The organism is Cellulosimicrobium funkei (assembly GCF_004519295.1).
GTDB classification, from domain to species: domain Bacteria; phylum Actinomycetota; class Actinomycetes; order Actinomycetales; family Cellulomonadaceae; genus Cellulosimicrobium; species Cellulosimicrobium funkei.
Genome location: NZ_SOZH01000008.1, coordinates 96655 through 114526 on the forward strand (window position 1 = coordinate 96655; position 17872 = coordinate 114526).

The 17872-nt window shown below is 75.5% G+C and carries 13 protein-coding genes; 8 read left to right on the forward strand and 5 right to left on the reverse strand.

Going from position 1 to position 17872, the window contains the following annotated elements:
* Positions 1-216 precede the first annotated feature (216 nt).
* From E1O70_RS14020 to E1O70_RS14040, 5 genes are all read left to right on the forward strand, one after another.
* Positions 217-1965 carry a glycerol-3-phosphate dehydrogenase/oxidase gene (locus E1O70_RS14020; RefSeq protein ID WP_061266713.1) on the forward strand — a complete coding sequence of 583 codons (1749 nt, stop codon included), beginning with the start codon at positions 217-219 and terminating at the stop codon, positions 1963-1965.
* Positions 1966-2151: 186 nt separating this feature from the next.
* A complete protein-coding gene (locus tag E1O70_RS14025; protein ID WP_240696709.1) occupies positions 2152-2898 on the forward strand; it encodes an MIP/aquaporin family protein in 747 nt (248 codons plus the stop codon).
* 136 nt (positions 2899-3034) lie between these two features.
* Positions 3035-4552 (forward strand): glycerol kinase GlpK, encoded by a 1518-nt coding sequence (gene glpK / locus E1O70_RS14030; RefSeq protein WP_061266711.1) that lies wholly within the window; start codon positions 3035-3037, stop codon positions 4550-4552.
* A 151-nt stretch (positions 4553-4703) separates the two neighbouring features.
* The gene (locus E1O70_RS14035; protein WP_043658359.1) at positions 4704-5213 is read left to right on the forward strand and encodes a pyridoxamine 5'-phosphate oxidase family protein; all 510 of its coding nucleotides are present in this window, start codon (positions 4704-4706) and stop codon (positions 5211-5213) included.
* Positions 5214-5266: 53 nt separating this feature from the next.
* A complete protein-coding gene (locus tag E1O70_RS14040) occupies positions 5267-6574 on the forward strand; it encodes an alpha/beta fold hydrolase (RefSeq protein ID WP_061266710.1) in 1308 nt (435 codons plus the stop codon).
* Between the two features lie 66 nt (positions 6575-6640).
* On the opposite strand, the gene E1O70_RS14045 is transcribed toward E1O70_RS14040, so the two are convergent.
* Positions 6641-8194: a hypothetical protein gene (locus E1O70_RS14045; RefSeq protein ID WP_128957555.1), complete on the reverse strand. Its 1554-nt coding sequence runs from the start codon at positions 8192-8194 to the stop codon at positions 6641-6643.
* A 298-nt stretch (positions 8195-8492) separates the two neighbouring features.
* Between E1O70_RS14045 and E1O70_RS14050 the strand changes: the two genes are divergently transcribed.
* Positions 8493-11120, forward strand: coding sequence for a LuxR C-terminal-related transcriptional regulator (locus E1O70_RS14050; protein ID WP_061266708.1), 2628 nt, complete (start codon positions 8493-8495; stop codon positions 11118-11120).
* A 12-nt stretch (positions 11121-11132) separates the two neighbouring features.
* Here E1O70_RS14050 and E1O70_RS14055 read toward each other — a convergent pair whose 3' ends face one another.
* On the reverse strand, positions 11133-11747 hold the full coding sequence (locus tag E1O70_RS14055) for a hypothetical protein (protein WP_021483189.1): 615 nt from the start codon (positions 11745-11747) through the stop codon (positions 11133-11135).
* A 283-nt stretch (positions 11748-12030) separates the two neighbouring features.
* Here E1O70_RS14055 and E1O70_RS14060 point away from each other — a divergent pair, with 283 nt between their 5' ends.
* A complete protein-coding gene (locus E1O70_RS14060) occupies positions 12031-12981 on the forward strand; it encodes a hypothetical protein (RefSeq protein WP_061266707.1) in 951 nt (316 codons plus the stop codon).
* A gap of 138 nt (positions 12982-13119) precedes the next feature.
* Positions 13120-14496, forward strand: a complete 1377-nt coding sequence (locus E1O70_RS14065) for a hypothetical protein (RefSeq protein WP_061266706.1) — start codon at positions 13120-13122, stop codon at positions 14494-14496.
* Positions 14497-14579: 83 nt separating this feature from the next.
* Here the strand turns inward: E1O70_RS14065 and csrA are convergent, their stop codons facing one another.
* The 3 genes from csrA to E1O70_RS14080 form a co-directional block, all read right to left on the reverse strand.
* Complete coding sequence (gene csrA, locus E1O70_RS14070; RefSeq protein WP_061266705.1) at positions 14580-14819, reverse strand: carbon storage regulator CsrA; 240 nt, start codon at positions 14817-14819, stop codon at positions 14580-14582.
* A gap of 69 nt (positions 14820-14888) precedes the next feature.
* Positions 14889-15740, reverse strand: coding sequence for a hypothetical protein (locus E1O70_RS14075; protein ID WP_128957556.1), 852 nt, complete (start codon positions 15738-15740; stop codon positions 14889-14891).
* Entirely contained in the window at positions 15712-17757 is a 2046-nt protein-coding gene (locus E1O70_RS14080) for a flagellar biosynthesis protein FlhA (protein WP_061266703.1), read from the reverse strand. The genes E1O70_RS14075 and E1O70_RS14080 overlap by 29 nt, the downstream gene beginning before the upstream one ends.
* Between the last annotated feature and the right edge of the window lie 115 nt (positions 17758-17872).

A 17872-nucleotide genomic window follows, 5' to 3' on the forward strand; every position in this document is an offset into this window, starting at 1 on the left:
CGTCACCCCCATTCTGCACGTTCGTGCACCACGGTTGCGCGGGCGTTCGCGGCGTGGTGGTCTGGACCGTGTGCCTCCGCGCCGGAGACCCCGGTGCACGCACGGCGGTTCCCGCTCGCGCACCCTGGTCGGGCGTGGGACCGTCGCTGTGAGCGCACCGTGGGCGCGATCGTCCCGCGGCGTGCCGCAGCACCGAGGGACGAGAGAGGAAGACGGATGGCATCCACGAGACTCACCGCGGACTCCCGGCGGCAGGCGCTCGCCGCGCTCGAGGCCAGCACCAGCGCGGACGCCGAGCTCGACGTCCTCGTGATCGGCGGCGGGGTCACCGGTGCCGGGATCGCGCTCGACGCGGTCACGCGCGGGCTCTCCACCGCGATCGTCGAGGCGCAGGACTGGTCGGCGGGGACGTCGAGCCGGTCGAGCAAGCTCGTGCACGGCGGCCTGCGCTACCTGCAGATGCTCGACTTCCACCTGGTCAAGGAGGCGCTCACGGAGCGCGACCTCCTGCTCAAGGAGATCGCGCCGCACCTCGTGCGCCCCGTCCCCTTCCTGTACCCCCTCGAGCACCGCGTGTGGGAGCGTGCCTACGTCGGCGCGGGCATCGCGCTCTACGACACGCTCGCGAGCGTCGCGCCCGGGCGCCGCGCGATGCCGCTGCACCGGCACCTGTCGCGCAGCCGCATGGAGAAGAAGTTCCCCGACCTCGCGCACGACGCGGCCGTCGGCGCCGTCCAGTACTGGGACGCGTCCGTCGACGACGCCCGCCTCGTCTCGACGCTCGTGCGCACCGCGGCGTCGTACGGCGCGCACGCGGCCTCCCGCACGCAGGTCGTCTCGCTCACCAAGGGCTCGACCGGGGCCGTGAACGGCGCCGTGCTCCAGGACCTCGAGACGGGCCGCGAGATCACCGTCCGGGCTCGCGCCGTCATCAACGCGACCGGCGTCTGGACGGAGGACACCGAGGCGCTCGCCGGCAGCGAGGGCGGGCTGCGGGTCCTCGCGTCCAAGGGCATCCACATCGTCGTGCCGCGCGAGCGCATCAAGGGCCAGGTCGGGCTGATCCTGCAGACCGAGAAGTCGGTCCTGTTCGTCATCCCGTGGTCCCGCTACTGGGTCATCGGCACGACCGACACCCCGTGGGAGCAGGAGCTCCAGCACCCCGTCGCGACCGCGGCCGACATCGACTACGTGCTCGAGCACGCGAACGCCGTGCTCGCCCACCCCCTCACGCGCGACGACATCATCGGCACCTGGGCGGGCCTGCGGCCGCTGCTCCAGCCGGGCACCAAGGAGGGCACCAGCTCCGCGAAGGTCTCGCGCGAGCACACGGTGGCCTCCCCCACCCCGGGCCTCACGGTCATCGCCGGCGGCAAGCTCACCACCTACCGCGTCATGGCGAAGGACGCGGTGGACTTCGCGATCGGCCAGCGCGCGAGCGCCCTGCCGTCGATCACGCACAAGATCCCGCTGCTCGGCGCCGTCGGCCTCGACGCCGTGCGTCGCCAGGCGCGGCCCTGGGCGTCCCGGTACGGCTGGACCCCGGCCATGGTCGACCACCTCCTGCACCGGTACGGGTCGAACCTGCGCGAGCTCGTCGAGCTGTGCGAGGCGCAGCCGGACCTCGCCCGCCCGCTCGAGCACGCGCCGGCGTACCTGCGCGCGGAGATCGCGTACGGCGTCTCCCACGAGGGGGCGCTGCACCTCGAGGACCTGCTGCTGCACCGCACGCGGCTCAACTACGAGGTGCCCGACCGGGGCCTCGCCGCGCTGCCCGAGATCGCGGCCGTCGCCGCCGAGATCCTCGGGTGGGACGACGCGACGCGCGACGCCGAGATCGCGAGCTACACCGCCCGCGCGGAGGCCGAGGCCGCCGCCGAGCAGGAGCCCGACGACGCGTCCGCCGAGCGCACCCGGCTGGAGGCGCCCGACGTCGCGCCGCTCCAGCCGCTCCGCACGACCTGACAGCTGCACATCGCCGCGAGCGAGCCCCGGGGCCGACCGACGGGTCGGCCCCGGGGCCCCGCACACCGACCCCACGGGGCGCACGCCGACGGCGGACCGACCCGAGGACCCGGCGCTCAGGTGCGTCGGGACGGTTGAGACAGAGAAGTCCACCACGAAAGAGAGAGCACGATGGATCAACTCCTCATGAACGCCTTCTGGTCCGAGATACTCGGCACGGCGACACTGATCCTCCTCGGCGCGGGCGTCGTCGCGAACGTCGTCCTCCCGAGGACCAAGGGCTTCAACGGCGGCTGGCTCCTCATCAACTTCGGATGGGGCCTCGCGGTCTTCGCCGGCGTCTACGTGGCCTACAAGTCGGGTGCGCACCTCAACCCGGCCGTGACCATCGGCCTCTTCACCGCCCAGGAGCCGTTCTTCTCCGTGACCGGCCCCGAGGGGCTCGTGACGGCGACCATCGAGCCGACGGTCGGCAACATGTTCCTGTACTTCGGGGCCCAGATGATCGGTGCCTTCGTCGGCGCCGTGCTGGCGTTCCTGGCGTACAAGAAGCACTTCGACGAGGACGCGCCCGGCGCGACCAAGCTCGCGGTGTTCTCCACCGGCCCGGAGATCCGCTCCTACGCGTGGAACTTCGTCACGGAGGTCATCGCGACGTTCGTGCTCGTGTTCTTCGTCGTGGCGTCCGGCAAGACCCCGTCCGGCCTGGGGCCGCTCGCGGTCGCGCTCATCGTGGTCGGTATCGGCGCGAGCCTCGGTGGTCCCACCGGCTACGCCATCAACCCTGCCCGTGACCTCGGTCCCCGCATCGCGCACGCGGTGCTGCCGATCCGGGGCAAGGGCTCGAGCGACTGGGCCTACGCCTGGGTCCCGGTCGCCGGTCCGCTGGTCGGCGGCGTCCTCGCCGGCCTGCTCGGGGCCGCCTGGGTCTGACCAACCCGGACGACCGGACCTCTCCCCCGCGTGACCGGGGAGCCGGGGGCCTCCCCGGTCACGCGACCCGCGCCGTCGGGCGCCGGGCACCTACGCCGCAACCACACCCACACCGACGTGAAGGACTGAACGCACCATGGCCGACTACGTTCTCGCCATCGACCAGGGGACCACGAGCTCCCGGGCCATCGTCTTCAACCACTCCGGGGAGATCTACTCCACCGGGCAGCTCGAGCACGACCAGATCTTCCCGCGCGCGGGGTGGGTCGAGCACAACCCCGAGCAGATCTGGAACAACGTGCGCGAGGTCGTCGGTCTCGCCCTCACCCGAGGCAACCTCACGCACGAGGACATCGCGGCCGTCGGCATCACGAACCAGCGCGAGACGGCCGTCGTCTGGGACAAGACCACGGGCAAGCCCGTCTATAACGCCATCGTCTGGCAGGACACGCGCACCCAGAAGATCGTCGACGAGCTCGGCGGCGACGAGGGCCCCGAGAAGTACAAGTCGATCGTCGGCCTCCCGCTCGCCACCTACTTCTCCGGCCCGAAGATCAAGTGGATCCTCGACAACGTCGAGGGCGCGCGCGAGAAGGCCGAGAAGGGCGACCTGCTGTTCGGCAACACCGACACGTGGGTGCTGTGGAACATGACGGGCGGCACCGAGGGCGGCGTGCACGTCACCGACGTGACGAACGCGTCGCGCACGATGCTCATGGACCTCGACACGCTCTCCTGGCGCGAGGACATCGCCGCGGACATGGGCATCCCGCTGTCGATGCTCCCCGAGATCCGGTCGTCGTCCGAGGTGTACGGTCACGGCCGGCCCCGCGGCCTCGTCCCCGGCGTCCCGATCGCCGGCATCCTCGGCGACCAGCAGGCGGCGACGTTCGGCCAGGCGTGCTTCGAGGTCGGCCAGGCCAAGAACACGTACGGCACCGGCAACTTCCTGCTGCTCAACACGGGCACGGAGAAGGTCATGAGCAAGAACGGCCTGCTCACGACCGTCTGCTACAAGATCGGCGACGCACCCGCGGTGTACGCGCTCGAGGGCTCGATCGCCGTGACCGGCTCGCTCGTGCAGTGGCTGCGCGACAACCTGGGCATGTTCGAGGACGCGCCCGACGTCGAGTGGCTCGCGGGCAAGGTCCAGGACAACGGCGGCGCCTACTTCGTGCCGGCGTTCTCCGGCCTGTTCGCGCCCTACTGGCGGCCCGACGCGCGCGGCGCGCTCGTGGGCCTCACGCGGTACGTCAACCGCAACCACATCGCGCGCGCCGCGCTCGAGGCGACGGCGTTCCAGAGCCGCGAGGTCGTCGACGCGATGAACGCCGACTCGGGCGTCGACCTCACCGAGCTGCGCGTCGACGGCGGCATGGTCGCCAACGAGCTCCTCATGCAGTTCCAGGCCGACCAGCTCGGCGTCGACGTCGTGCGCCCCAAGGTCGCCGAGACGACGGCGCTCGGCGCCGCCTACGCCGCGGGCATCGCCGTCGGCTTCTGGAAGGGCGAGCAGGACGTCATCGACAACTGGGTCGAGGACAAGCGCTGGAGCCCGTCGATGGAGTCCGGCGAGCGCGAGCGCCTGTACCGGAACTGGAAGAAGGCCGTGACGAAGACCATGGAGTGGGTCGACGAGGACGTGGAGCAGTAGCCCGTCCCGGGACCACCTGCCGAGGGGGTGGGGTGCACGGCGCCGCGGCGTCGCGCACCCCGCCCCCTCGTCGTGCTCCCACGGGGCGAGTCGCGCGCGTCGTGCCTAGCGTCGAGATGCCGCGCCCCGCGGCCCGACGACGGGAGACGACATGACCGGCACGCACCACGAGCAGCCCCACGCGAGCTCCGACGAGGTCGCCACGGTCCGCGAGCTCATCAAGGACGAGAAGATCGCCATGCTGACCACCGTCGCGACCGACGGGAGCCTGGTCAGCCGGCCGATGGGCGTCCAGGCCGTCGACTTCGACGGCGACCTGTGGTTCTTCGCCGCCGCCGACTCGCACAAGGTCGCCGAGATCGCGCGGGACTCGGCGGCGAACGCGGCCTTCTCGGGCTCGACGTCCTGGGTCTCGGTGTCCGGGCGCGCCGCGGTCGTCCGCGACCGCGACAAGATCCGCGAGCTGTGGAACACGGTCGCCGACGCCTGGTTCCCCGACGGCCCGGACACGCCCGGCGTGGTGCTCGTCCGGCTGCACGCCCACTCCGCGGAGTACTGGGACTCCCCTGGCGGCCGCGTCGCGACGCTGTTCAGCCTGGTCAAGGCGAAGGTCACCGGCTCGCGCTACGACGGCGGGGAGAACGAGACCGTCGAGCTGTGACGCGCACCGCCGTCCGCCGCGGCCGCCGCGCGCGGCGCGGCTAGGGTGGCCGGGTGAGCGTCGCCCGCGAGACCGCGTACACCCTGCCCGGCATCCACGTCACCGACCGCGAGCTCGAGGTGCCGCTCGTGTGGGACGACGACACGGACCCTCGCCGCCTCACGCTGTTCGTGCGCGAGCTCGTCGACCCGGTCCGGCGTCACGACGACCTGCCGCTGCTCGTGTTCCTCCAGGGCGGCCCGGGCGGCAAGGGGCCCCGGCCCACCGGGCCGGACGGCTGGGTCGGCACCGCGCTCGCGACGCACCGGGTGGTGCTGCTCGACCAGCGCGGCACCGGCCGGTCCTCGGCCGTGCGCGGGGCGGCGCTCGCCGCGCGCGGCCCGGGGGCCGCCCAGGCGGAGTACCTCTCCCACTTCCGGGCGGACGCGATCGTCGCCGACGCCGAGCACGTGCGCCGGACGGTGTACGGCGGGCGGCGGTGGACGTCGCTCGGCCAGTCCTACGGCGGCTTCCTCACGATGACGTACCTGTCGCGGGCGCCCGAGGCGCTCACCGCCTGCTACGTCACGGGCGGGCTGCCCGGCCTGACCGCGGACGCGCGCGAGGTGTACCGCCGCACCCAGCCGCGCGTCGTCGCGAAGAACGCCGCCTACCGGGAGCGGTACCCGGACGACGCGGCCCGCCTCGCGCGCGTCGCGGACCTGCTCGCGTCCGACGACGTGCGCCTGCCCGACGGCGACCGGCTCACCGTGCGCCGGCTCCAGTCGCTCGGCACGGACCTCGGGATGAAGCCCGGCCCGGAGCGCATCCACTGGCTCGTGGACGAGGCGTTCGACGCGGACGCGCCGGACACCCTCACGGACACGTTCCTCGCGGAGGTCGCGGCGGCGACGTCGTTCCGCACCAACCCGCTGTACGCCGTGCTCCACGAGTCGATCTACGCGCAGTCGGGCACGGGCCCGACGGCGTGGGCCGCCGAGGCGGTCCGCGCCGAGGAGCCGGCCCTCGACCCGGCGGCACGACCGCTGCTCCTCACCGGCGAGATGATCTACCCCTGGATGCTCGAGGAGATCGCCGCGCTCCGGCCGTTCCGCGCGGCGGCGGAGGCGCTCGCCGCGCGCGAGGAGTGGCCCGACCTGTACGACCTCGACGTCCTCGCGCGCAACGAGGTGCCGGTCGAGGCGGCGGTGTACGTCGACGACATGTTCGTCGACGCCGGGCTCTCGCTCGAGACGGCGGCACGCGTGGGCAACGTCCGCACGTGGGTGACGAACGAGTTCGAGCACGACGGCCTGCGCACGGGCGACGTCCTCGCGCGCCTGGTCGAGCGGCTCGGCGCCCGCGGCGGCCCGCGCACCTGAGGCGTGCCGCGCCCGGCCCGCTGGACGGGCTGCGGCGCCCGGCTCCCAGACCCCGGCTGGGCGGAGTCAGGCCGTCTGGTCGCGGCGCGCGCGCAGCACCCACGCCCCGGACACGAGCGCCCCGCCCAGCACCAGCGTGAGCAGGTCGAACCCGGCGTCACCGCGCGGCGGTGCCGGTGGCACCGCGGCGGGCGCCCCGCCCGCGGCCGCGACGACGGCGCGCGACGGGTCCGCCGTGCCGACCACCGGCGCCAGGTCGAGCGCGGGCCCGTCCGCCGTCGTCGGCGCGGACGCGTCCGGTGTGGCCGCGGGCACCGGGGCGGCCGGAGCAGGCGACGCGGGCGTGGCGGCGGGCACCTCGGGGACGGCCGGCCCGTCGAGCACGAGCTCCCACGACGTCTCGCCGACGAGGACGTAGCCGTCGAGCGCGCGCGCCGTCACGGTCACCGTGCCCCGGGCGGGATGGCGGCCCGGGGCGAGGACCCGCTCGTCGAGGACGAACTCCACGCCGTCGGCCCGCGGCACCTCGACCGCGGCCGCCGCGCCCGGGCGCGCGGCGACGACCACGGGCGCCGGCGCCCGGACCTCGGTGAGACCGGAGAACACGAGCTCGACGGCGCGCGACCCGTCCGACCCCGGCAGCACCGGCTCCGCCGCGCCCCCCGCCGCGAGCCGCAGGCCCGCGGCCGGGGAGAGCGTCAGGACGACGCGCGCCACGTGGTCGAGGTACCCCTCGACGGCGTGCGTGCTGCCGGGCGGGAGCACCGCGCCGGTCGCGTCGCGGACGACGAGGCCCTCGGCGTCGGGCACGGTGTACGTGTCCGCCCTACCCGGGCCGTCCTGCGCGGCGGGGAGCACCGCCGTGACGACGGGGAGCAGCTCCGTGACCGCCTCGGCGGCGGACCGCCCGTCCGGGAGCTGCAGCACGTGGCCGTCCTCCGCCACGGCCGTCGCCCGCAGGACGCCGCCGTCCCGCGGCGCCTCGACGGTCCGGTACCCGTCGACCACGACCACGGTGCACGTCATCGGCTCGCCGCCCAGGGACCAGCGCACGCCCTCGACCACCGGCACGAGGTAGACCGCGTCCCCGGCCGCCGCGCGGACGAGGACCGGCGGCAGCACGACCACGCGGGGCGCGGGCCCGCCGTCGGGCACGGTGGGGTCGGGGCCGGGGGGCGTCTCGCCCTCCTCCGGGGCCGCCGGGTCGGGAGCGGGGACGGAGGGAGACGCGCCCTCCTCCGGAGCGGCCGACCCGGGCGCGGGAGGCTCCGGTCCGTCCGGCACGGGAGCGCCGGGCACGGCAGGCACGACCGGCCCGACGCCCACGGTGCCGGCGCCCGCGCCGGAGCCGGAGTCCGTGCCCGCGCCGGGGTGCGTGCCGGATGCCGCGTCGGGGCCCGTGCCGTCGGCCGCAGCGGTGGACGTCGCCGCACCCGCGGCACCGGGCCGGCCGTCCTCGGCGACCCGCGCGAGGGTCTCCGTCGCCACGGGCGCGACGCCCGGGTCTGCCGTGGCACTGGCGACCGGGGCGGCGTGGGCCGTCGTGGACGCGCCGACCAGGACGGCGCACACCAGCACCGCAGCGAGCGCGGTCCGTGGGCGAGCCCGGTGCACAGACATGGGCGTGCGGCTCCTCTCCGGTCGCGTCCGCGGGTGGACACGCCCGAGGCCCCTATGCACGCGAGGGGCCGCGCTGTCCGCATCGTCCCCGGGCGTCCCGTTTCGTCCGGGGTGGCGGGAGCCGCGGGCGACCTGGTTCGAGCGCTTCACCCGCCTTCCCCGAGAACCGGCGCACCTCCTCGCCTAGGGTGAGAGCGGATCACGGCGCGGTGCCGGCTCTCGGGGCGGAGCCGTGGCCGGACGCGGTTCGCCGCCGTCCGTCCGCCCGCCCGTGGAGCGGGGGAAGCACGGAGGCAGCATGTCGGTGACGGACACGACGACGTTCCGTCTGTACGGGGCGCCACGCCCCCCGCACACCGAGCTCGTCCGCGAGCGCCTGCTCGACCGGCTCGAGGTGGACGCCGCTCTCCGCGTGGTCCGCGGCCCCGCAGGTGCGGGCAAGACCTCCCTCCTCGCCGAGTGGTCTCGACGCCGGGCCACGCCGGGTCTCTGGCTGTCCGTCATCCCGGAGATGTCCCGGACGGACCTCTGGCGCGCGGTCGCGCGACGCGCCGCGCGCGCCGGGCTCGTGGCGTTCGAGGCCGCGCTGGGTCCCGCGGAGCTCGCCCCCGACGACGTGCCCGGCCGGCTGGCCGACGCGTTCCTCGCGGTGCCCGGGGAGGTCGTGGTCGTCATCGACGACTACCAGGACGTCACGGACGCCGCGGTCCACGACGACGTCCTCGCCCTGCTGCGCCTGTGCCCGAACCTCTCCGTGGCCGTGGCCACGAGCACGGTCTCCCCCCTGGAGGCCGCATCGGTCGGGCTCGAGCTCGACCGGACCGTCATCACGGCGGACCAGCTGCCGCTGACCCGGGACGAGACGGCCCGCATGCTGCGCCAGGCGGGCGTGGACCTCGACCCCGCGGAGGCGCACGTCCTCACCGGCGGCCAGCCGCTCTACCTGCGGGTCGCGATGCTCGCCGCGGAGATGGCCGGCTCCCACGGGACCCCGGCGCACGTCCAGGTCGCCGACGAGCTGCTGCGCGCCGCGCTCGAGAAGCAGCTCGAGGGCGCCGAGCGCCCTCGGCTCGAGCAGGTCCTGCGGCGGTGCGCGGTCGCGGACGTCCTCACCGCCGACCTCGCCGTGGCGCTGACGCGGGAGCCCGCGGCACCGCAGCTGCTGTGGATGCTCGAGGAGCGCGGGCTGGGTGCGTGGGAGCGACGTCCCGCGGGCCGGGTCTTCGTCCTGTTCCCGGTGGTGCGGACGTTCGTGGCGGAGCGCGTCCGCGAGGAGCACCCGGACGAGTGGGGGCTCGCCCAGCTCGCCGCCGCACGCTGGTACCTGACGAACGGCTATCCCGTCGAGGCGCTGCGGCACGCGGTCGGCGCGGGCGACCTCGGGCTCGCGTCCTCGGCCGTCTCGCGGTACTGGGGCGAGCTGCTCGAGCCGCAGGCGCTGGCCCGCCTCGACGTCCTCAAGGGCCTCCCGCAGACGGACCTGCGGCGCTGGCCGCTGCTCGCCGGGGCCCTCGCGATCCACCACGACAGCGTCCCCGGGGAGCGCACCGAGGCGATCGAGACGTACCAGCTGACGCTGGCCGCCCTGCGCCCCCGGGCGAGGGCGACCTCGACGACGGAACGCGTCGTCCTGGACGTGCTCGAGAGCGTCGCGCTGCGTTCCACGAACGCGACGCAGCGCGCGCTCGAGCCGGCGCGCCGGGCTCGGCAGACGCTCGACGAGCTGGGCGTGGACGAGCGCCGGGAGCTCGTGCGCGAGCTGCCCCGGCTCCGCGCCGAGGTCGCGATGTCGTTCGCGCGGGCGGGCGCGGACGACGAGGCGCTCGCCACGCTCGAGGACCTCGGCGGCTCCCCCGCCGTCGACCCGCGCACGCTCTACGGCCTGTCGCTGCGTGCGCTCGTGCTCGCGCTCCGCGGGGACCTGCCGGAGGCCGTGCGCGACCTCGAGGTCATCGAGGCGTCGCCCCACGCCGAGGTCCGCGCGGGGCGCGACGACCACCTGTACCGCATCGCCCGCGCGATCGTGTGCCTCGAGCGCTTCGACGCCCGCGGCGCCCAGGCCCACCTCGACGTGCTGCGACCGCACCTCGCGACGCTCGAGACCCGCCCGGTCGTCGCCACGGTCCAGGCGTACGTCGACCTCGTGTCCTTCGAGCCGGCCCTGGGCATCGAGCGGCTGCGCCGCTACATCGAGTCCGAGCGCGGCCGCCGCCGCATCTCCGCGCGCGACATCGACCACCTCGACTACGTGAGCGGCCTGCTCGGGCTCGCGCGCGGCCAGGTCGGCGCGGTGCACTCCTGGCTCAAGGTCGCCCCGGCGACGTCGTCGCTCACCTGGCTGCTGCGGGCCCACGTCGCCCTGCTCACCGGCCGGTGGAGCACCGCGCGGGACGTGCTCGTCGCGCACACGCCGCCGCGGACCGCCGCGCCACGCCTGCGGGCCGCGCACGCCGTCCTGCTCGCCGCCGCCCTCACGCACGCCGAGGAGGAGACGCAGGCGCGCGACGCCCTGGACAAGCTCGCCGGCGTCGCCGAGGACCGACGGCTGCGGTTCGCCCTCGCGCTCCCCGCCCGGCACGACCTCCTCACGCTGGTCGAGCTCGCGGCACGGAGCAAGGACCAGACGGCGCAGCGCCTCATCGGGGACGCGGAACCCGTGCCGGAGCTCTTCGCCGCGACGGTCGACCTCCCCCAGCCCCTGTCCGACCGCGAGGTCGTCGTCCTCGACACCCTCATGCGGCACGCGACCGCGGTCGACGTCTCCCGGAGCCTCACCGTGTCCGTGAACACGGTGAAGAGCCAGCTCCGCTCGATCTACCGGAAGCTCGGGGTGCGTCGGCGCGAGGACGCCCTCGCCCGCGGGATCGAGCTGGGGCTGCTCCCGGCCCAGCGTCCCCTGCCCGCGAGCGGCACGGACAGGCGCTGAGGCCCAGGCCGGTCAGACGAGGTCGTCGACGATCTTGGCGGACGCGCGCATCTCGGCGCGCGCGAGGTCGTCGTCGATCTCGCGCCCCGCGGCGATGAGCGCCGCGCGCGGCAGCCACGAGAAGACCACGAGGACGGGGTAGCTGTCCTCGCCCACGTACACGCGGCGGCGCCAGGCGGCCCACGCCACGGCGCGCGTGAGCGTGCGCACCGGGTCCTCGAGCTCGTTCGCCGCGTGCGCGGCGTTCTCCCACCCGTGCTGCGCCTCGCTCATGACCCGCGCCCCGCCGTGCCCGAGCGGCCGGGCGAGCGCCGCGAGGCCGATGTCCTCGGCGATCACGACGGCCTCCGACGGGACCAGGTCCAGGCCGTCCCGGTACGTGCCGAACGTCGCGGGGTCCAGGTGGCGCCACGGGTCGTCGTCGGGCAACGAGTCCAGGAGGTCGGTGAGGGCGCCGGCGAGGAGCGTCACGGCGCGCAGCGGGTGCGCCTTCGCCTGCGCGCGCATCGCGGCCATGGTGGCGAGCCGGTCGTCGGGGTCGATGAGCGGCTCCACGAGGCCCACGGCCCAGATGGCCCAGGTCGTGTCGTCCCACGGCGCACCGGCGCCGTCCTCCTCCGGGGTCACCGCGACACCACCCCGCCCGGGGCGTCGGCGGCCCGGCACGGCGACGCCGTCGAAGCGCAGGACGCTGCGTGCACCCGGTCCACCTCCTGATCTCGTCCTGCCCTGTCCAGCCGGCGAGCCCGTCGCCGAGGACAGCATCCCACCGTGGCGACGTCCGCGAAACACCCGCGGCGGGCGAAGCGTGCGGAGATCACCCGCTGCCCGGGGCACCTGAGGGTGAAGTCCGGTGTGAAAGACGGTGTCCCGCGCGCCAGGAGCCCCTCCGGGTCCGCATGCTTGGACCGTGACCGACCGGACCCTGCTCGACCCGCGCCCGCAGCGGGCGCGCGACGCGCGTCCCGTGCGCGCCGTCGACGAGGGCCCGCAGGAGGACGACGACCCCGGGGCGCTCCGGGACGAGGTCGCCCGCGTCGTCGCGATCGAGGACGACGACCGCTACCGCGCCGAGGTCTCGGCGCTCCTCGCCGCCCACGCGACGCAGTGGCGCCGGATCGCGGCGCGCCTGTGCCGCACCAACTCGGTGCCCGCGGCTCAGCACCTCGACGACGTCGCGGCGATCGTCGTGGAGACCGCCTGGGAGATGCTCGAGCGGTCCCGGCGCGACCCGGCTTACCTGCGCAGCATGCGCTCGTTCCTCGCCATCGTCGTCTACACGGCACGACCCCGCGTCCGTTCGTTCCTCGACCACGCGACCGCGCCGGCGTCGGGCATGGTGGCCGCGCAGCGTCGCCGTCGCGAGCTCGCGCGCACGCGGTCGGAGCTCGCCGCGCTGCGCGGCGCGGCACCCTCGGTCGAGGAGGCCGTCCGCGCGACGAACGAGCGCCTCGGCGCCCACCGGGCAGACGTCGTCCGGCAGGGCATGGTCGTGACGGAGGCCGACGAGCTCGTGCTGCGCGGCGCGCTGTCGTTCGACGAGGCCCTCGACTCCGCGCGCACGACGGACGCGCACGCGGACTGCGTGCTGCACGCGGTCGAGGTCCCGGCGCTCGTCCGCTCCGTCGTCGACGCGGCGCACGCGGAGGACCCGGTCCGCGGACGGGTCGCGGCGCTCTGGATGTCCGAGGCCTACGGGGGCGGCGGCCCGCTCCCGGGCCACGACACGGTCGTGTGGATCGCCCGGACGCTGGGTCTGCCCCGGCACCGGACCGTCGCCCACATCGACCGGGTCCGGGTGCTGGCGGCGCAGCACCTCCGGGACGTCGGCATCGTCCTCGACGCCGTGGACAGCGTGTGAGCGCGAGCGTCGCTCCACGACCCGCACCTGCCGGGAGGCCCGCGGCGTACCGCGGCGAGCAGGAGAACCGCACCGTGGCGAGCACGGGGACCAGGGGGCGGCCGCAGGCGGGCGCAGGAGCACAGGGGGCAGCAGGACATGTCTGACGAGGGACCCGGGTCTCGACGCTCGGTCGTCGAGGACGCACGCGTCGTCGCCGCGACGGTGCCGGAGGGCGAGCGCGAGCGCGCGGTGGACGGCCTGGTCGCCGCGCACGCCGTCGGGCTCGCGCGCGACGCCCGGCGGCACGTGCGCGCCGCGGGGGTCTCGGGGACGGACCAGGTCGCCGCGCTGCGGGCGGTGACCGACGCGCAGCGCGCCGTGCTCGACGACCTCGTCGCCGGTCGCCGTCCGCCCGAGGGCCGCGCCTGGTCGCCCACGGTGCGCTTCGAGGCACTGCGCGCGGTGCGCGCGCTGGCCGCGGAGGGCGCGGTCGCCGTCCCGCCGTACCGCCACCGCCTCGCGGCCGACCGCGCGGCCCTGCTGCTGCTCCGCGAGACCGCCGCCGTCGTGGACCGTCCCGCGCCGCGAGAGGTCGTCCGCGCGGGTGCCGTGGCGGTGGGGCTCCCGCCCACGCCGCACCCGCTGGACGAGGCCACCGCCACGCGCGTGCTCCCGACGGTCCGGCCTGCAGCGTCGGTCTCGTCGGCGCACACCCTCGCACGCCAGGAGCGCCGCCGTGCGCCCAGGGTGCGGGGACGCGCGCGCACCAGCGGCCCGGGTCGTCCCGTGCGCTGGGGCGCCGCCGCGGTGCTCTCGGCCGCGACGCTCGCGTTCGGGGTCGTCGTCGCGCCCGCGCAGGACGAGGTCGGTGGTGGCCCGGGCGTCTCGGCACGGCCCGAGCAGGTGCTCCTGGGCACGACCCCGGGGACCGGCTCGACCGCGTGGGCGCCGCTCGACGGCGCCGGCGCCGCGTCCGTCCGCCTCGACCTGTCCTCCCCGGTGCTGACGGGCCTGGCGCCGTCGCCGGCACCCGCGGTCGAGCTCGTCGACGAGCCGGCGGACGAGCCGGTCGGTCCGCGGGTGGGCGACGCCGTCGAGGTGCCCGCCGCCGAGCCCGGCAGCGGGCCCGTGGTCGAGCCGCTGCCCGTGGTCGTGCCGGCCCCGCCGGGCCCGGCCGTCCCGCAGACGCCCGCGCCAGCACCCGCACCGGCCTCGGGAGCGGCGCCGGCACCGGCGGCCACGCCCCAGCCCGCGCCGCCGGCTGCAGCGAAGCCGTCGCCGAAGCCGACGCCGAAGCCCGCGCCGGCCGCTCGGCCCGCTCCGACGCCCGTGCCCGCGCGACCCGGGCCGCCCGTCACGCGTCCGGCTCTCCCGAAGCCCGACCGTCCCGCACCGCGGTCGGACGACGCACGCGGCTCGTCCCTGTCAGGGACGGCGACGCCGCAGCCGCAGACGTACGACGACCGGCGCCCCGACAAGGACTCGGGCCGGCAGGACCGGGGCCACGGCGGCGGCCGCGAGGGACGCGGGTAGCGCCCGGCGGGCCTCCCGACGGGACGGGCACCCCCGACGGCGGCTCTCCGCCGCCGCGGGCCCCGCACGTCCCGTGCGGTGCGTCAGGAGCGCGCGTCCAGCCCCAGCAGCGCGCGGGCGCGCGCCTCGCCCCCGGGCGCCCCGAGCGCGGCGGCCCGGTTGTCCGCGGCGACCTGGTCGACGATCTCGGCCCGGTGGACCCGCACCTCGCGGGGCGCGTCGATCCCGACGCGCACCCCGTCCCGGCCCACCGACACGACCGTGACCACGACGTCCTCGCCGACGAGGATCCGTTCTCCCACCTTGCGTCCCAGCACCAGCATCGCCACGTCCTCCTGACGTCCCGCGTGTCATCCTGACCGTTCGGAGGACCTATGCGGGTGCGGCGCGGGTCAGCCTGCGGGCCGCAGCTCGGGGAGCCCGAGCGCGAGCACGGAGTCGGGCGTCGCCGTCAGCTCGCGCCCGACCACGACCATGGCGCGGACCAGCACGAGCCGCTGCACCTCGGCGACCCAGCGCTCGGTGTCCGCGGGCTTGCGCGAGGCGTCGACCACGACCGCGACCTGCTCGGCGCCCAGCTCGTCGAGGACCCGCGCCACGCCGACCGCGTCCACGCGCACCCCGACGGCCACGACCGTGGCGCGGGCCGCACGAACCCCGCGGGCGCGCGCCTCGGTCGCCGCGCGGCGGTCGTCGACGCGCACCGTGTCGTCGTCGGTCGCGCTGCCCGCGCAGGCCGTGAGCAGGCCCTCCCGCTGCGCCAGCGCGCGGGCCGCCGGGACGACGTCCGCGGCCAGCCCGACGAGCGCCACGAGGTCGCCCGGCGCCGCGCGCGGCAGCGGCGACACGGGCGCGGGCGGGGCGGTGACGGCCGCGGGCGGCGGCTCCGCCGTCTCGGCCACGAGCTCGTCGAGCAGCGCCGCGAAGTCGTCGCCGCGGGTCGAGACCTCGACCGCGGCCGACGGCGCCGGGCGCAGCGCGTCGCCCTCGTCGGCGTCGTCGAGCAGCGCCGCGATGCCCGCCCGGCGGGCGGCGGGGAACCGGACCGGCCCGACGGCGGTCCGGGGCGGCGCGTCGCCCACCTCGACGACCGCCTCGTAGTGCTGCCGCCCGAAGAGCCCCTTGAAGCCGCCCGTGATGACCCGCTCGGCGGAGACGATCCGCGCGTCCGGGCCGTGCAGGCGCCGCGCCTGGGCGAGCACGGCGTCGAGGGACTCACCCTCGAGCCGCAATCGCCGGGGCATCGTTCACCACCCCGACCGTCTCGATGAGCGCGTTGCCCGCCGTCACCTCGGTGTACGACAGCACGGCGAGGTCGGGCACCTGCGTCGCGACGAGGCGCCGGACCGCCGCGCGCAGCGACGGCGCGCACACGAGGACGACGTCCTCGCCGGTGGCCCGGGCCTCCTGCACCCGCTCGCCCACGGACGAACGGAACGCGTCGAGGCGCGCCGGGTCCACGACGATCGCGGTGCCCTGGTCGCCGCCGGGCTGGCGGCCCGCGAGCATCGCCTGCTCTAGGGCGGGCGCGATCGTCACGACCCGGATCGTGCCGGCGACCGTGTGCCGGGCCGGGATCGCCGGTCCGAGCGCGGCGCGCGCCGCCTCGACGAGGTGCTCGGGGTCGGTCGAGCGCTTCGCGGCGAGCGCGAGCGCCTCGTAGATCCGGGGCAGGTCGTTGACGGCCACCTGCTCCTCGAGCAGCCCCTGCAGGACGCGCTGGACCTCCGCGAGCGACAGCAGAGCCGGCGTGAGCTCGTCGACGGCCGACGGGTTGGTCCGCTTGACCTCGTCGGTGAGCACGCGCACGTCCTCGCGGGACAGCAGCCGCGCCGCGTTCGCGGCGATGAGGGCGGACAGGTGCGTGACGAGAACGGAGACCCGGTCGATGACCGTGGCGCCCGCCATCTCGGCGCTGTGCCGCATCTCCACCGGGACCCACTTGCCGTCCATGCCGAACACCGGGTCGACCGTCGCCAGCCCGGGCAGCGCGGCGAGGTCGTCGCCGAGCGCGAGGACCTTGCCGGCCGGCGCCTGGCCGCGACCGGCCTCGACGCCGGCGATCCGCACCGCGTAGGTCGACGCCGGGAGCTCCAGGGAGTCGCGCGTGCGGACGGGGGGCACGACGACCCCGAGGTCGGTCGCGATCTTGCGCCGCAGGGCGCGGACCCGTCCGAGCAGGTCGTCGTGCGCGCCGGTGACCAGGTCGACGAGGTCGGGCGCGAGCAGGATCTCGAGCGCGTGCACGCGCATCTGCTCGAGGAGGTCCTCGGTGCCGTCGCTGCGCGTGCCCTCCTTCTCGATCTGCTCGGCCGCGGCGCGCGCCACCTCGGCCCGCCGCTGGCTCGCCTTGATCTGCTGGGCCGCGATGATCAGGCCCACCCCGAGCACGAGGAACGGCAGCTTCGGCATGCCCTCGATGAGGGCCATGGCGAACGCCGCGACGCCCGCGATGGCGAGCGCCTGCCGGGACTGGACGAGCTGGCTCGACGCCTGCGAGCCGACGTCGCCCTCGCCCGAGTTCGAGCGCGTGACGATCATGCCCGTGGCGACCGCCATGAGCAGCGCGGGGACCTGGGTGACCAGCCCGTCGCCCACCGTGAGGATGGAGTACGTGTCGACGGCCTCCATGGCCGGCATGCCGTGCATGACGACGCCGATCACGATGCCGCCGAGCAGGTTGATGAGCGTGATGACGATGCCCGCGATGGCGTCGCCCTTGACGAACTTCGACGCGCCGTCCATCGCCCCGTAGAAGTCGGACTCCGCGGAGATCTCGGCGCGGCGGGCCCGCGCGTCCTGCTCGCTGATGAGCCCCGCGTTGAGGTCGGCGTCGATCGCCATCTGCTTGCCGGGCATCGCGTCGAGCGTGAAGCGCGCGCCGACCTCGGCCACGCGCTCGGCGCCCTTGGTGATCACGAGGAACTGGATGACGACGAGGATGAGGAACACGACCATGCCGATGACGAGGTTCCCGTCGACCACGATGTGGCCGAACGCGCCGATGACCTCGCCCGCGTAGCCGTCCCCGAGCACGAGCCGCGTCGAGGCGACGTTGAGGCCCAGCCGGAACAGCGTCGCGACGAGCAGCAGCGACGGGAACACCGAGAAGTCGAGCGGCTTCTTGACGAACATCGACGTCAGCAGGATCACGAGCGACAGCAGGATGTTGACGATGATGAGCACGTCGAGCAGGGCCGCGGGGATCGGCACGACGAGCAGCAGGACGATGCCGACGACGCCGAGCGGCACGGCGATCATGGCGAGGGATCGGTTCTTCACGCGGAACGCTGGTCCTTCCGGGTCCGGGGCGTCGGCGGCTGCTGACGCGACGTCCTATGCAGGTCGTGGCCGCCGCAGCGCGCGCCGACGGCTC

What these genes read in the sequence shown, in the direction of transcription:
- E1O70_RS14020 (WP_061266713.1), top strand. Translation starts at nt 217, where the DNA reads ATGGCATCCACGAGACTCACCGCGGACTCCCGGCGGCAGGCGCTCGCC.
- E1O70_RS14065 (WP_061266706.1), top strand. Translation starts at nt 13,120, where the DNA reads ATGTCTGACGAGGGACCCGGGTCTCGACGCTCGGTCGTCGAGGACGCA.
- E1O70_RS14025 (WP_240696709.1), top strand. Translation starts at nt 2,152, where the DNA reads ATGAACGCCTTCTGGTCCGAGATACTCGGCACGGCGACACTGATCCTC.
- csrA (WP_061266705.1), bottom strand. Translation starts at nt 14,819, where the DNA reads ATGCTGGTGCTGGGACGCAAGGTGGGAGAACGGATCCTCGTCGGCGAG.
- E1O70_RS14075 (WP_128957556.1), bottom strand. Translation starts at nt 15,740, where the DNA reads ATGCCCCGGCGATTGCGGCTCGAGGGTGAGTCCCTCGACGCCGTGCTC.
- E1O70_RS14035 (WP_043658359.1), top strand. Translation starts at nt 4,704, where the DNA reads ATGACCGGCACGCACCACGAGCAGCCCCACGCGAGCTCCGACGAGGTC.
- E1O70_RS14080 (WP_061266703.1), bottom strand. Translation starts at nt 17,757, where the DNA reads ATGATCGCCGTGCCGCTCGGCGTCGTCGGCATCGTCCTGCTGCTCGTC.
- glpK (WP_061266711.1), top strand. Translation starts at nt 3,035, where the DNA reads ATGGCCGACTACGTTCTCGCCATCGACCAGGGGACCACGAGCTCCCGG.
- E1O70_RS14045 (WP_128957555.1), bottom strand. Translation starts at nt 8,194, where the DNA reads ATGTCTGTGCACCGGGCTCGCCCACGGACCGCGCTCGCTGCGGTGCTG.
- E1O70_RS14050 (WP_061266708.1), top strand. Translation starts at nt 8,493, where the DNA reads ATGTCGGTGACGGACACGACGACGTTCCGTCTGTACGGGGCGCCACGC.